At 43.5% G+C, this 12458-nt stretch carries 20 protein-coding genes and 1 pseudogene; 2 read left to right on the top strand and 19 right to left on the bottom strand.

Translation table 11 applies throughout. The features are described 5' to 3' along the window. Positions 1-17: 17 nt before the first annotated feature. The 14 genes from BLW59_RS03550 to BLW59_RS03510 form a co-directional block, all read right to left on the bottom strand. The gene (locus BLW59_RS03550) at positions 18-548 is read right to left on the bottom strand and encodes a hypothetical protein (protein WP_074696224.1); all 531 of its coding nucleotides are present in this window, start codon (positions 546-548) and stop codon (positions 18-20) included. Positions 549-565: 17 nt separating this feature from the next. Continuing rightward, on the bottom strand, positions 566-703 hold the full coding sequence (locus tag BLW59_RS17935; protein ID WP_217634601.1) for a hypothetical protein: 138 nt from the start codon (positions 701-703) through the stop codon (positions 566-568). A gap of 174 nt (positions 704-877) precedes the next feature. Beyond that, positions 878-1225 (bottom strand): hypothetical protein, encoded by a 348-nt coding sequence (locus BLW59_RS03545; protein WP_074696222.1) that lies wholly within the window; start codon positions 1223-1225, stop codon positions 878-880. Positions 1226-1511: 286 nt separating this feature from the next. Next, positions 1512-2201, bottom strand: coding sequence for a hypothetical protein (locus tag BLW59_RS03540; RefSeq protein WP_139283526.1), 690 nt, complete (start codon positions 2199-2201; stop codon positions 1512-1514). Between the two features lie 126 nt (positions 2202-2327). Next, positions 2328-2999 carry a hypothetical protein gene (locus BLW59_RS03535; RefSeq protein ID WP_074696218.1) on the bottom strand — a complete coding sequence of 224 codons (672 nt, stop codon included), beginning with the start codon at positions 2997-2999 and terminating at the stop codon, positions 2328-2330. 367 nt (positions 3000-3366) lie between these two features. After that, a complete protein-coding gene (locus tag BLW59_RS03530; protein ID WP_074696216.1) occupies positions 3367-3561 on the bottom strand; it encodes a hypothetical protein in 195 nt (64 codons plus the stop codon). A gap of 3 nt (positions 3562-3564) precedes the next feature. Then, positions 3565-3846 (bottom strand): PqqD family protein, encoded by a 282-nt coding sequence (locus BLW59_RS03525; RefSeq protein WP_074696214.1) that lies wholly within the window; start codon positions 3844-3846, stop codon positions 3565-3567. Continuing rightward, positions 3843-4016 carry a hypothetical protein gene (locus BLW59_RS17675; RefSeq protein WP_175463350.1) on the bottom strand — a complete coding sequence of 58 codons (174 nt, stop codon included), beginning with the start codon at positions 4014-4016 and terminating at the stop codon, positions 3843-3845. The genes BLW59_RS03525 and BLW59_RS17675 overlap by 4 nt, the downstream gene beginning before the upstream one ends. A 36-nt stretch (positions 4017-4052) precedes the next feature. Then, entirely contained in the window at positions 4053-4220 is a 168-nt protein-coding gene (locus tag BLW59_RS17670) for a hypothetical protein (RefSeq protein WP_175463349.1), read from the bottom strand. 20 nt (positions 4221-4240) lie between these two features. Beyond that, complete coding sequence (locus tag BLW59_RS17665) at positions 4241-4402, bottom strand: hypothetical protein (protein ID WP_175463348.1); 162 nt, start codon at positions 4400-4402, stop codon at positions 4241-4243. A 62-nt stretch (positions 4403-4464) separates the two neighbouring features. After that, the gene (locus tag BLW59_RS03520) at positions 4465-5511 is read right to left on the bottom strand and encodes a radical SAM protein (protein WP_081348364.1); all 1047 of its coding nucleotides are present in this window, start codon (positions 5509-5511) and stop codon (positions 4465-4467) included. Next, on the bottom strand, positions 5474-5809 hold the full coding sequence (locus tag BLW59_RS17300; protein WP_139283525.1) for a YkgJ family cysteine cluster protein: 336 nt from the start codon (positions 5807-5809) through the stop codon (positions 5474-5476). Before BLW59_RS17300 ends, BLW59_RS03520 begins: the two co-directional genes overlap by 38 nt. Further along, positions 5800-6072, bottom strand: a complete 273-nt coding sequence (locus BLW59_RS03515) for a hypothetical protein (protein WP_074696212.1) — start codon at positions 6070-6072, stop codon at positions 5800-5802. Before BLW59_RS03515 ends, BLW59_RS17300 begins: the two co-directional genes overlap by 10 nt. Before the next feature lie 26 nt (positions 6073-6098). Continuing rightward, on the bottom strand, positions 6099-6371 hold the full coding sequence (locus tag BLW59_RS03510; RefSeq protein ID WP_074696210.1) for a helix-turn-helix domain-containing protein: 273 nt from the start codon (positions 6369-6371) through the stop codon (positions 6099-6101). A 405-nt stretch (positions 6372-6776) separates the two neighbouring features. Here BLW59_RS03510 and BLW59_RS03505 point away from each other — a divergent pair, with 405 nt between their 5' ends. Next, complete coding sequence (locus BLW59_RS03505) at positions 6777-7052, top strand: UPF0175 family protein (RefSeq protein ID WP_074696208.1); 276 nt, start codon at positions 6777-6779, stop codon at positions 7050-7052. A gap of 1 nt (position 7053) precedes the next feature. Continuing rightward, a complete protein-coding gene (locus BLW59_RS03500; RefSeq protein WP_074696206.1) occupies positions 7054-7545 on the top strand; it encodes a DUF3368 domain-containing protein in 492 nt (163 codons plus the stop codon). Positions 7546-7769: 224 nt separating this feature from the next. Here BLW59_RS03500 and BLW59_RS03495 read toward each other — a convergent pair whose 3' ends face one another. The 5 genes and pseudogenes from BLW59_RS03495 to BLW59_RS03480 form a co-directional block, all read right to left on the bottom strand. Continuing rightward, positions 7770-9461 carry an AAA family ATPase gene (locus BLW59_RS03495; RefSeq protein ID WP_074696287.1) on the bottom strand — a complete coding sequence of 564 codons (1692 nt, stop codon included), beginning with the start codon at positions 9459-9461 and terminating at the stop codon, positions 7770-7772. Between the two features lie 218 nt (positions 9462-9679). Further along, positions 9680-9811: a hypothetical protein gene (locus BLW59_RS18090; protein ID WP_318258280.1), complete on the bottom strand. Its 132-nt coding sequence runs from the start codon at positions 9809-9811 to the stop codon at positions 9680-9682. Between the two features lie 2 nt (positions 9812-9813). Continuing rightward, positions 9814-10170, bottom strand: a complete 357-nt coding sequence (locus BLW59_RS03490; RefSeq protein ID WP_413778175.1) for a DUF86 domain-containing protein — start codon at positions 10168-10170, stop codon at positions 9814-9816. Between the two features lie 25 nt (positions 10171-10195). Continuing rightward, entirely contained in the window at positions 10196-10507 is a 312-nt protein-coding gene (locus BLW59_RS03485; protein ID WP_074696202.1) for a nucleotidyltransferase family protein, read from the bottom strand. A 241-nt stretch (positions 10508-10748) separates the two neighbouring features. Next, a pseudogene (locus BLW59_RS03480) lies at positions 10749-12458 on the bottom strand (hypothetical protein); the annotation flags it as partial.

The raw sequence follows: 12458 nt of genomic DNA, 5'->3' as shown, positions 1-12458 counted from the left end.
ATAGCATCAAAAAGTTTTTATTCGTCATCATCATCTTCATCGTCATCCTCGGTGGCATCGGAATCGTCTGGACGTATCTCGACAACCAATCTTCCTTGCTTGTCAAATCTCGAAGACCGTAAGGCGTTCTCTACACAATCTATCGTCGTTGGTTTAAAGGGTACATAGATTCTTCTTTTGCTACTATCATCGTAAGATAGAACAATTGAGACGATATCCGTAACAGAAATAGTAGCCTCAGAGCGTTTCGGTTCTGACTCATCAGTTAATGCATCCAAAATGGTGTCATGATTGCATGGAAAATCTGGATCTTCATCATAAGTGGTAAGACTGGTAAGGGAAAGGAACCTCCCTCTATGAACATCCGGCTTTAGAACAAACTTGATTCCACCATAAGCATAATAACGTTCCGTAAGAGAGCAAGGGGAATTGCATTTTTCATAACTTATTCCCACATTATCTATTTTGATGTACTCAAATTCATCTATGGGAAGTTCCAAGGCAATGCAGTTTTCGAACCAAATTTCTATATTCTGTACTTTTCTCATATTGCCTTTCCTCGTTGTTACCTAATTTCTTCTTCAATCAGTAGACCTTTTGAAAACTTTTCCATAAATTCTGGAGCTATAGGTAGCTTAGCATCTTTTATTACTTTATTCTCTTTTAACATTGATATCTCAGATATTGCTCTTTCTCTAAACATCTTAAATTCTTACATATTACATAGGTCTGGGATATCATCAAAATCAGTTGATATGTCTTCACATATTTATTTATAATCACTCACATTAGAGTTCTCCTTTATTTGCTTACTATTGTACCTACCACATCTAATATTCTCGTCAAGCACTAAATTTTCCATATTGTATTTTGGTTTTCAACTCCTTGGATTATTAACTCTATTAGTCCATTTAATTATCTTCATTACCAATTTTTCAAGATCTCTTTTTTCTTCTTCAGGAAGAAGTTCATAGTCTTTTACTTCAGGATTTAATGGTTTTGGTTGTTTGAATTCTGATGTAATTATACCATCTTCCATAGCAGTCTCCTTTTCTGCAGTTTCTTGCAATGGCTTCTTAAAAATTATAGCCCAGACCATAATTAAACAGTCCGGGCTGCCTCCGATAAAATATATCATAGCATATTGGACAAGCAACCAGCCTGCAAGCAAGTCACGGTAAGGATTGTACCTCAGCTTTTTATTGCAGGATTTTAAACAAGGCATCTTTATGATATCTTCTCATTCAAAAGCCGATTCATACCTAGCCCCTCTTTAAGCGTTACCCTTTCAGCGTTTACATAGAATAGCTTTTCCCTTTCAGCTTTGAATCGTTAAGCTTTTTCCGTTCAGCTTTTCAATTCGCATAAAGCAGGAGATTAATTCCCCTATCCTATTCATCTGCTGCATTAGCAAGATGTTTTGCTTCAAGAGAAGCTATTAATCCAATGCCTTATGGAGAATCCCTCCATTGGCTCAACTATTTCGGCAACTTATCCAATCTGTTATCAAATTATTTTATCTCTGCCAGGTCAATCTCTATTGTCGTCAAAGCATTCTGCTCTGAAAGCACAGCATCGGCCTCCGTGCGGAAGTTCTCAATCTCATTCTCCAAGGCTATGATTTTATCAGCAATCTTTAATGGATCAATGAATCTTGGGTCTTTCTGCTCATGGAGCATTTTGCTCGTAGCCTCTATGGTAGCCTTAGAATTGCTATCTATTTCCTCCCCATCCTTCCTTTTGACAGACAAAGCATTGAGGTACTGCCGTACCTCATCATCAGCCTTCTCCTGCAAGGCATCAAACTCCGATTGGGCCTCTGCATAGTCCTGCTTCATCTTGGCAAGTAGGCTTGCCTTGAAGCCCTTCGGTTTACTGCCACCGGAAGTTTTCCCTCTTCCATAAACAGCATCATTCATTTCAATAATCTCTGCCACTGTAAGGGAAAGGCCTGCTACAGATGCTCTCTTAATGTCTGCTGTATCAGACTGGATGCCAGCGTTGCTCCTGATGACAGCAGATTTGATTTTGATGTAGTTATTGATAAGAGATGTAATTCTGTCATAGCTTCCTTGGATATATCTCTCAATATCAGCTACAGCTACACCACGAATATTGTCGTCCTGGCCTCTCGCCACACGGATAAAAGAATAGTTGTTGGACAGTTCTTTCTCGATTCTCGCTTTTGTTGTTTTGAGCATAGATAAGGCTCTGTGGACGGTGTATCTCATTAGCTAACTCCTCCCCAAAGTAAATACCATTATAACCATAGAATCTTACAAATATAATATATCAACCAAAGAGAGGCTTTTTACACTGGTCATTATTTAACAATCAAAATTCCAAAGGTCCGGTCTCTCATAAAGGTGTAGAAAGAAGATATTCGCTTCCTCACTATCAAATTTCAATTTACAATCTAAGTCAAAGATATTTCCGTCCATAACATAGTCCACAGCCCTTTGCCAATCGTGGAGCATCACTTCAGTAAAGCCAATCCTAAGCCCCAAATCCTTGGCCTTTGCCAAATCACAGTCATCGGAATCATCATAATTTAAGGCCAAAAGATGCCAAAAGACGATTTCACAAGCACTGTTATATTTTGCGGCCTTTAAATCGCCCGTCAAAAGTGGAAACATCATAGCGGATGTAGTTCTCTGCTTCTTGAACTTAATCGCTTCTTCAGAAAACTCAACCAATGCATTCTTTGTAACTTGTACCATTTCTGTTAAGCATGCCTCTGAACATTTCTCTGGATTCCAACCAATCTTTTGCTGTTGTAATAAAGAATTAATATTGACAGTATTTCTTATACAATTGATATAGGGATTTCTACTAGCAAGCCCCTTCGATATAAACGAAATTTGTATATTAGGCTGTACGTTTTCATAAAAGAACCATCTTCTCAGCATCTTGCAAACAGCATCAAATTTATCAACTTTTCCAGTTTCCGTTGACTCATCAAAAATTGATAAATCCATTTTCTTCTCATTAAATAGCATAAGCTCCCTCCCCTACCACAATAACGCATTTCAACTAAATTTAGATACACTCAAAAAAATATGATATCGCAGGCAATAGGTTCTATAGTTAATGTCACAAATATATTTCTCTCCTGCAAAATATAGTCCCTGCCATATAAAGCGTACAACATTAATCCAATTGCATATTTTGCACTTACAAATATACCTATTAACCCTAACACTTTATTATTAATTATCCTATATATAACTTAATTATGATATAAATAAGAGCGTGATAAAACGTTAAGTAAACGATGGGACTGAATTATTGTATAATAGCCACTTATATTTCAAGCCGAGCATATTGTACTCGGCTTGAAATATAAATATCACAATTTTAAATCAATCACACTATGGAATACTTCTGTACCAAAAGACTTTTAATATTACGAGCAAACACATCTCTAGAAGCTACCCCAACAGCAGCTCCTGCCATAGCAGCTTTTGTCACTGCACTACTTACAGATATTGAAGCTAAAGGAAATATTCCACTAGAATCCGAATAATCAATTGTCACGCTTGGTTTTATGTACTTTTCCATACATCATTCCTCCAAAACAACCAAACTTCTCCACTGCAAATCTCGCAAAGCTTCAACCAAATCATCTTCTAATTCATGCTCTCTCACATCGTATTTATCAAGCATCTCCTGTTTTATTTCTTCTACGGAATGTCGACCATCACTATGTTCCAACATAAATGTCGCCGTCTTATTCAAATAGAATATATTCAAATCATTCGAACATACAATCAGCATGTTTTCATTACGGCGTTTTTTCAAAAAAACGCCCTTCGGCTTCTTATCCTTCAACCAACTATAAATCAAGTTATCGCCTCCTGTAACGAACTCATCTTTTTCATAGAACTAGCACCAAGAAGTTTTTTCAACAAAGGAAGCGGAAGAGGTTTAGGTATAGGTTCCGCCACTGGAATAGCAACATCTATTTCTGTATACTCATCCGAAACGATAGATGGTCTCATGTAACCTTCTTTCATCAACAACATCCTCTCATAGAACATCATCCAATTGAACTAAGATTTCATGTTTATGAAATGTGGCAAGCGCATTATCGGTGCAGCAGAAACTGCTTTTTTCACAGATCTTCCAAGTGCATATGCAACCAAAAATCCTGCAACAGGAGCAGGGCCGTATATCTTTTCATTGGAAACAATGGTAGGTTTTACATAAATCTCCTTCATATTTTCAACTCCTTATCAATCTATCGCCCCATATGTTGCAAATGTGGTAACCTCCAAACAGGTTTGGCACTACTAATCTTCGCTAATGGAGCAACAAAAACAGGTGCCATGATAGGAAATGCAGCATCTTTATTCGTGTCAGTATCTGTTACAACAGATGGCTTTTCATATATATCTTTCATATACAACACCTTCTTTCCGCACACATCAATATAAACTTACGAATGTACCACAATCTATGTCATTATTCGGTAATTAGAATATCATCATCCACATGATTGCGGACATTACCAGTCTGCTGTTCCGCATCAATAGAATCTATAAATTCCTTAACCTGCACTGTATGCCAAGCATCTATCCCCTTATTTATCCACAAATCCTTTACCGTATCATGCAGTACATTTCCTATAATGAACGGAGCCATGCAATCCAAGCGAAAATCTCCATTTGGTCTAATAATACCGCCGGCATTCACCTCTGTCACGTATCGTTCCATCTGTGTTTTTAGGCCAGCAGATCTCTTCACTGCGATTTTACCACGATATTTCTTCCCCAAATCCGTTATTTGACCATACAAGCAGTTACGTTCCTCCCTGCTCAATATGATATCATCATGGCCGATTGCACGACCACTAGGCAAAACTTCTCCCATTATGATTTCGCTTGCCCCCATCCTATATGCAAAATCAACCATCCCTTCAATTTGGTTTAGATTTTTTGGTGTAACCGTGTGCGCAATCACAAGGGGGATACCTGCTTGACTAAGTTCCAATGCACCTGTCACAGCTTTTTCCCAACTACCAGAAACCCCACGAAACGCATCATGCACTTCCGCAGTTAAGCCATCCAAAGAAATCTGAAACCAGAAAAATCGGTATTTTGTAAATCTACGAACTTTTTCCTTCGTAAGTAAAAAACCATTGCTAATTACCACGAATGATGTACCATCATCATGTAGAATGTCCATAATATCAAATAGCCGATCTCCCAGTAAGAGTGGTTCACCACCTGAAATAATGCACTGGAAAATACCGCCATCATCTACAATACTTTGTGCGAGTTCACACCATTTATCAGCAGTCATCAAAGTTTTTCTATCCTGATCACCAGAACGATTATAGCAGTGCTTACAAGCCAAATTGCATTGCCCTGTCAACTCAAATTGCAAGGTAACAGGATACATCATCCTCGTTGGATAATTCCCTGCTTTTTGCAGTACCTCCAAACGTTTTTTTATCTCTTTTACACCTTCTTCATCCATTTTTTGATACATTTTCAGATAGTCTTTCAACAAATTTCCCCTCCTTAATTTCTTGGCAATATCTAGATATCATTCTATGAAAATCTATTACTGACATATGCCTATAAAATTTTTCATATATATATTTTCCATTGCAAACATCAGGTCTGTGCGAATATATTTGGCACGTATTGTCCAATTGTAAAAATCGACAAGTTCCATCACCCTTGTCATAGCCTTTCATTTCATCTACGTAATTCACAAATCGACAACACAACCCACATTTGTCGCATGGAAAAGGATAATAATTCTCTGCAATATTCTTTCGAGTTTCGTCTTTCATATCCAAGGGGTATGCCTCCCCATTAGACCGTAAGTAATTAATTGTGCGAATTTTTCTTCAGCTTCTCCTACAGGTACACCCATAGCATAGCAATCTTTTCCGTAAGCAATTAAAAACTCTCGCAAAGAATCCTTTATATTTTTGTCATTTTTGTCTATTGCGTCTAAAAGGTGGTTATACAAACGGCAGGTTGTTTCGCGGCAATCTACCGAAAATTCACCATCTTCTCCGTGAAAACATAATTTATCAAGGGAGTTTTTTTCTTTCATTTCATCACATCTCCCAACTTTTTGACTCACAAATTTGCATCTGTTTCCCACCAAAGTTTCTTCTCTTCTTCCGTAAATGAGGTTAGGTGAGAAAGTTCGATATGCAACCCATCTGCAATATCGATAAGGGTGGACAATGATATTCCCTCTTCATATCTTCCATGTTCTATTCTATACAACGTGCTCCTACTGATATGAACTTTCTTAGCAAGTTCCTCCTGAGTTAACTGACGCAGTGTACGATAATAAGCCACTTTAGCCCCAATCTGTCTATATATAATAACCTTACTAACATCCACCCTTATCACCTCCCTCACCGGATGTACGTTTAGTCCTTTCCAAATATTATGACACATTTACTGTTTTTTTAGTGCTTCTAATTATGACACATTTTCATCTAAATACGACACATTGCTATTATCTCTGAATGTAAATCCTACGACGAATGTCAACATTATCTAATTATGATCTCTGTAATATCATAAATCTTTCCTATTGATAATTACGATATTATAATATATATCTATTTTATTTTTATTTCACACAACAGGCACATCTAGTAAACATTAATATTACCTGCACCAGACAAGCTAAATAGGGCCTGGCTATGCCAGACCCGCTTATAACCTAAAAAATGTTGCAACTAACTAGCTTTAATACTAAAATGTAATTATAAAGGAATCAGAAAAAGGGAGGGTACGAATATGAACATGATGAGCATACAAATGGATATTCCCGAAGCAATGGCTCCCTTCGCCATATTGGAAGACAAACAGGCTTGCACCATCCGCAATGCCATGATGCTCTACCCTTTCATCCAGCGTGGCGAGATTTCCCATGGCTATGCTGCTGAAATACTGGGAATGCCCAAAATAGACCTGATAAAATTATATGGAACGTTGGGCTTGCCATACTTCAACCAGTCAGAAGATGATTTGATGGAGGATCTGAATACTCTCAAGAACCTGCGAGGAATATAATATGCTGATTGTTTCGGACACCACTCCCATCATTTCCTTGATGAAGGCAAATCGGCTAGACCTGCTTGAGACCATGTTTCGGACAGTCATGATACCTAAGGCAGTCTACGACGAGCTCACATGCCATCCACGATACACCGATGAGGCAGCTATCGTGAAGCAATCCAGTTTTTTAAAGGTGGGCACAGTAAAGAACATCCAATCTGTTGCCAAGCTTCGCCAAGTTGATAAACTCGATGCCGGAGAGAGCGAAGCCATTGTTCTGTCCAGCGAGCAAATGGCAAATATGCTGCTAATGGACGAACACCACGGTCGGCAGGTTGCAAAACGACTTGGTATCAACATAACTGGAACAGTTGGCATTTTATTGCAGGCGTATGACGAAGGACTATTGTCCGGAGCAGATGTACTGGAATGTCTGGAACGTATGCGAAAAACAAACATTCGCATCAGCAAGACACTCCTGGAACTTGTAGAGAAGCATGTCCTCTAAACGAATCATCTTACAGGTATCTAATCCTGCCAGATGTCCAAAAGCCTATGGTGGAACGAATCCCCCCCCCCCAAGACCACACAGCATACAAAATCACTTTAATATGTCTCAAAAAAATTGTGTGTGTTGTTGGTCTTGCTCCGTCTCCACCAAAATGAAATTTCTTATTCCATATATATTAAGCGGGGCTGCCGAGGGGGATGGCTACATCACCCTCTAAGGATTCATGCGCCACCTTCCAGCCAGACCTTTTTGCCCTGGAAGGCTATGCCATACTTCCAGATATTCTTTACCCCCTGCCGGGAAAACTCTGCGCTGTACTCCTTTTCCTCAATCTGCTGCAAAGCATCCTTGGCTTTTGCTTCCAGTTCATCCTCAGTCTTCGCCGCCTTCAGTTCCAGGATAACACCAGGGACGTTTTCCCTGAAAGGAAAGAAAGCAATGTCGAAGCGGCCATAGCCTGACTCACGGTTGGAGGCCACGCGGTACTCCCGGCTCATCAAGACTGAGAACCCCAAAAGCATGCCATGGTAAAAATTCTCAGGATTGCGGGCAGCGTCGTGATAGCTTACGATACCAGCCAGGAGCTTCTGCAAACGATTTTGGAAGGTTGCCGCATCCCCGGACACCATGGCCCGGAGCATATTCCGAAGCTGGATGCTGTCTGACCGCGTAGCCAGCCAGCCAAGAATCTCCCTTTGGTATACGATACGTATTTCAAGATTGGGGATCAGCAGCTTGCAGCAGGGAAGCTCCTGCCCCAAGGGATCCCAATAGGCCTCCACAGCCTTCAGATAGCCAGTAGTCAGGAGCATCATGTAAAGAGCGTTGCTGCTTTCGCGAATATCTGTGTAGATACCCCCCTCATCAATGGTAGCCTCCACGGGAACTCCCTGCATAAGTCCCTCAAGTTCCTTCCGGCGATCTTCATCCACGTTTTCCAGCAGCACACGGAGAATGCTGTTGCCAGAAACATTAAGCCAGTATGGTTGAAATTTACAGCCGTTTTGCACAAAATTGATGACAGACCAAGGGTTATAGAGCTCCGCGGAGCCGAACCGGTAGCCATCGTACCACTGCTTCAGTTCCGTAAGCCTGTCCTCCACGCCGGAATCCATCATCAGTGTATTGACTTCTTCCTGGGTGAAGCCAAAAGCATCATCATAGCGGTCAGACAGGACACTGCAGACCTCCAGATTGTTGAGCCCCGAAAAAATGCTTTCCTTGGATATCCGGGCTACCCCCGTGAGGACAGCGAAACCAAGTGAGGGGTTCGTCTTCAGTGCTGCCCCCAGAAAATTCCGCATGAAGCCAATGCACTCGTTGTAATATCCCTTCTCCCAGGCGGCGAGGATGGGTGCATCATACTCGTCCAGCAACAGGACCGGAGGTCTGCCGTAGTGCAGTTCCAGCATATGGCAGAGGTTTGCAACAGCCTCTTCCATCTCCGACAAACTGCCGCGTTTTTCCCAGATGGCACGAAAAGCCTCACGGTCCACTTCCGTCAGTTTTGTGGATTCCAGCAGGAACAGATAATTCCTGTAGAGTTTAGACAGGCCCAGCGCCATCTTTTCCAGCTCGTCCTTCCAGGTATCCATCCGAATATCTTTGAGGGTGAAGAATACCACCGGGCGGCTCCCCTGTTCCTTCATGTACCTTTCGCCAGCTTGCTCAATCACCAGCCCGCGGAACAGTTCCCGGTTTTCCTCTGCCTTCTCCACATCAAAGAAATAACGGAGCATGGACAGGGTCAGAGTCTTGCCAAACCGGCGGGGGCGGGTGATGAGGGTGACCTGCACTTGCGCATCAATGTACCCCTTGATGAATCCTGTCTTATCTATGAAATAATACCCCTCCTTGACGAGTTTCCTGAAATCCTCAATCCCCACAGGCATGGGCTTTTGGTTCGTCTGCATATCCTTCACCTCCGCTATTTCTATGTGATTTTCTTTCAGTATAGCACAATGCCTGCCCTTTTCCCAATCCATTCCGCCCCTATTGTCTGCCCCCTTGGGGGCGGGGGACCGCGAAGCGGTGGTGGGGGGATAATAGCCCCCCAATAGGGCGGGCGGACTGCAAACAGCCCTGAACCGCTTTTGGTTCAGGGCTGTTTGCTTTTACCAATATCCCTTGTTTACTTGCTTTTCAGTGAGGAAATCACAGAATCCTTCTTCTGCCCATCGGCACCTATGAGATGGAAGGAGGACTTGAGCTTCACATAAAGATTCTCCAGGCCGTAGCTACCATCGGTGGCAAGGATTTCCATATTTACCTCGCCTTGCCCCTATTGATTTTTTCTGGTTTTGGTGCGGGGATATCCCTCTTATTCAGAATAACGTGACAATTTCTGTTCAATCCCCCAATATCTTTAGAAACCACTTCCCATGCAACCTCTGTATCCATCTCAATGTAATCATTTGTCAAACGATCACGCATACCTGCAATAGCACGCCATGGTATATGCGAGTGTTCTGCCCTGAACTCTTTTGACAACTTCTTTACCAATTCGCCTATCTGCAAAATTGGCATAGACAAAGCATTTTGCATCACAAAATTATTTTCAAATTCATCCTTGCTGACACTGTATGCTTCAATAGTTGTTTCTATTTGGTTGCAGTATTTTATGATGTGCTGTATTACTTACTCATCTTTATTGGGAATCCCCATATATCAGTACCTCGTCTCGTCTTATGCTGTCAATAAATGGTTTCGACACCCCCCCATTAGGCAGGCGAGTCATTAGGTCCACCTCACACCCCAATGCTTCTTTTAAGTCCATATAAAAACTGCCCACGGCAAAACCGACCAGTTTCTTGCTGTTGCCTCTATCCACACGAATATCTACATCACTATTTTCATTCGCATCCCCCCTTGCATAAGAGCCAAAAAGGTAGGCATTCTTTACGTCATATTTTTTTAATATAGGCGTTACACGTTCTTTAATTTCAGATACCGTAAGCATATTCTCTCACCTTCTTATCCTACATAAAGCCAATGAGACATTAATATTATTTATGTTCTAATAATAAATTGCCTCTCTGAAAAATGTCAAGATAAATCCAACGCCCCAGTATCAGCAAATTGAATACAGACAAGGTGGCACTCTCACGCCGTGGGAGAGGTTCCCTGCTTTGTGTTGCACTACCAAACAGCCCTGAACCGCTTTTGGTCCAGGGCTGTTTGCTTTTACCAATATCCCTTGTTTACTTGGTTTTCAGTGAGGAAATCACATAATCCGTCTTTTGGTCTTTGGCATTGATGAGATGGAAGGAGGAATTGAGCTTCACATCATCCAGAGTGATGCTGCCCTTGCCGATGGAGATGACTACGTCACACAGCGCCGTTTTCTTGAGGGAATGCTTGTCCGTCACATAGATGTCGCCCACATCGCCGGAGAGGACCTTGATGGTCTGGGCGTCGGTGTAGGAAAGGATCTTGTCCTTGCCGTCCCCCTCGGAGTAGAGGAAGATGTCATTTCCTGTGCCGCCGCTGAGGGTATCGTTGCCCAGGCCGCCCGTGAGGGTATCGTTCCCGGATCCTCCCCAGAGGCTGTCACTCCCGGCACCGCCGTACAGGCTGTCGTTGCCTGTACCACCCGTGAGGCTGTCATTGCCATCACCGCCGTCCAGGGTGTCGTTGCCTGCGCCACCTATGAGGGTGTCCTTGCCACTTCCTCCCAGGATACTGTCATTACCGTCCCCGCCGTTCAGGGTGTCGTTGCCAGTGCCACCGAGGAGGGTGTCTTTCCCCTTGCCTCCCATGAGGCTGTCATTACCGGTCCCCCCGTCCAGCAGGTCACTATTTTTGCCACCCGTGAGGGTGTCATGCCCCGCATCGCCGTATAGCTTGCTGCTGCCGCTTCCTGCTTTGAGGAGGTTGGCCTTGGCATTGCCCTTGATGGTGACCTTCGCCGTCGTCTTGGTGGCGTCCACTGTCTCTATGGCAGGGGAGTAGAGATTGCTGTCGAAGGTGCCACTGAAGGAGGCTGTGAGTGCTACCTTGCTCTCATGGCTGCCCTTCGCATAGGAGGCATTGGCCGGCAGCTTCCTGTAGAGATCCTCCAGGCCGTAGCTGCCATCGGTGGCAAGTTTATCCATATGGAAGGTGACCTTGCCAAGATCCACGTATTTAACGGAAGCCTTGGCCGCACCTGTCACCTTGATGGTTTTGTTCTTGGCGTCCACGGTGTAGGTATAGGTATCATTACCCACCTTCGCGCTGAAGCTTTCCCCCGTGCCGATGCCGGTGAGAAGGCCTGCGCTGGTCACTGTGAAGTCGCCGTTCTTGGCTGAGACTTTCCCCAGGGAACCCACGGCAACGCTTTCCCCTTTGTCCAGGGTCACTGTCCCTGCCGTCAGTTTCGCCGTACCCTTGCTGTTCGAAAGGGTCGCCCCTGTCCCTGCGGCGGTGTAGGTCGTCTTGCCTACCACCACGTTGGCTCCCTTGGCGGCAACTATGCTCTCGTTCTTGTCCAGGGTCACTGTCCCCTTCTTCAGGTTCGCCTTCCCGTCGCTATTTGCAAGGGTCGCCCCGGTCCCAGAAGCAGTATAGGTTGTCTTGCCTACCACTACATTGGTGTCCAGGGCAGCAACTACGCTCTCACCCTTGTCCAGTTTCACTGTCCCTGCCGTCAGTTTCGCCGTACCCTTGCTGTTTGAAAGGGTCGCCCCGCTATCAGCGGCGGTGTAGGTCGTCTTGCCTACCACCACGTTGGCTCCCTTGGCGGCAACTATGCTCTCCCCGTTGTCCAGGGCCACTGTCCCTGCCGTCAGGTTCGCCGTCCCTTTGCTGTTCAAGAGGGTCGCACTCTTTCCCACTGCGGTGTAGGTGGTCTTGCCTACCACTACATTGGTGCCCTGGGTAGCAACTACACTCTCCCCCTTGTCCAGTTTCACTGTACCTGCTGTCAGCTT

It is taken from the genome of Selenomonas sp. KH1T6, assembly GCF_900108415.1.
GTDB classification, from domain to species: domain Bacteria; phylum Bacillota; class Negativicutes; order Selenomonadales; family Selenomonadaceae; genus Selenomonas_B; species Selenomonas_B ruminantium_A.
The sequence above is the reverse complement of the archived record's forward strand: the minus strand, read 5'-3'. Positions and strand labels throughout refer to the sequence as shown.

What these genes read in the sequence shown, in the direction of transcription:
- BLW59_RS03485 (WP_074696202.1), bottom strand. Translation starts at nt 10,507, where the DNA reads ATGCTTACGGTATCTGAAATTAAAGAACGTGTAACGCCTATATTAAAA.
- BLW59_RS03500 (WP_074696206.1), top strand. Translation starts at nt 7,054, where the DNA reads ATGCTGATTGTTTCGGACACCACTCCCATCATTTCCTTGATGAAGGCA.
- BLW59_RS03515 (WP_074696212.1), bottom strand. Translation starts at nt 6,072, where the DNA reads ATGAAAGAAAAAAACTCCCTTGATAAATTATGTTTTCACGGAGAAGAT.
- BLW59_RS18090 (WP_318258280.1), bottom strand. Translation starts at nt 9,811, where the DNA reads ATGGAAATCCTTGCCACCGATGGTAGCTACGGCCTGGAGAATCTTTAT.
- BLW59_RS17675 (WP_175463350.1), bottom strand. Translation starts at nt 4,016, where the DNA reads ATGAAAGAAGGTTACATGAGACCATCTATCGTTTCGGATGAGTATACA.
- BLW59_RS03535 (WP_074696218.1), bottom strand. Translation starts at nt 2,999, where the DNA reads ATGCTATTTAATGAGAAGAAAATGGATTTATCAATTTTTGATGAGTCA.
- BLW59_RS17935 (WP_217634601.1), bottom strand. Translation starts at nt 703, where the DNA reads ATGTTTAGAGAAAGAGCAATATCTGAGATATCAATGTTAAAAGAGAAT.
- BLW59_RS03545 (WP_074696222.1), bottom strand. Translation starts at nt 1,225, where the DNA reads ATGCCTTGTTTAAAATCCTGCAATAAAAAGCTGAGGTACAATCCTTAC.
- BLW59_RS17665 (WP_175463348.1), bottom strand. Translation starts at nt 4,402, where the DNA reads ATGAAAGATATATATGAAAAGCCATCTGTTGTAACAGATACTGACACG.
- BLW59_RS03540 (WP_139283526.1), bottom strand. Translation starts at nt 2,201, where the DNA reads ATGCTCAAAACAACAAAAGCGAGAATCGAGAAAGAACTGTCCAACAAC.
- BLW59_RS03550 (WP_074696224.1), bottom strand. Translation starts at nt 548, where the DNA reads ATGAGAAAAGTACAGAATATAGAAATTTGGTTCGAAAACTGCATTGCC.
- BLW59_RS17670 (WP_175463349.1), bottom strand. Translation starts at nt 4,220, where the DNA reads ATGAAGGAGATTTATGTAAAACCTACCATTGTTTCCAATGAAAAGATA.
- BLW59_RS03495 (WP_074696287.1), bottom strand. Translation starts at nt 9,461, where the DNA reads ATGCAGACGAACCAAAAGCCCATGCCTGTGGGGATTGAGGATTTCAGG.
- BLW59_RS03530 (WP_074696216.1), bottom strand. Translation starts at nt 3,561, where the DNA reads ATGGAAAAGTACATAAAACCAAGCGTGACAATTGATTATTCGGATTCT.
- BLW59_RS03505 (WP_074696208.1), top strand. Translation starts at nt 6,777, where the DNA reads ATGAACATGATGAGCATACAAATGGATATTCCCGAAGCAATGGCTCCC.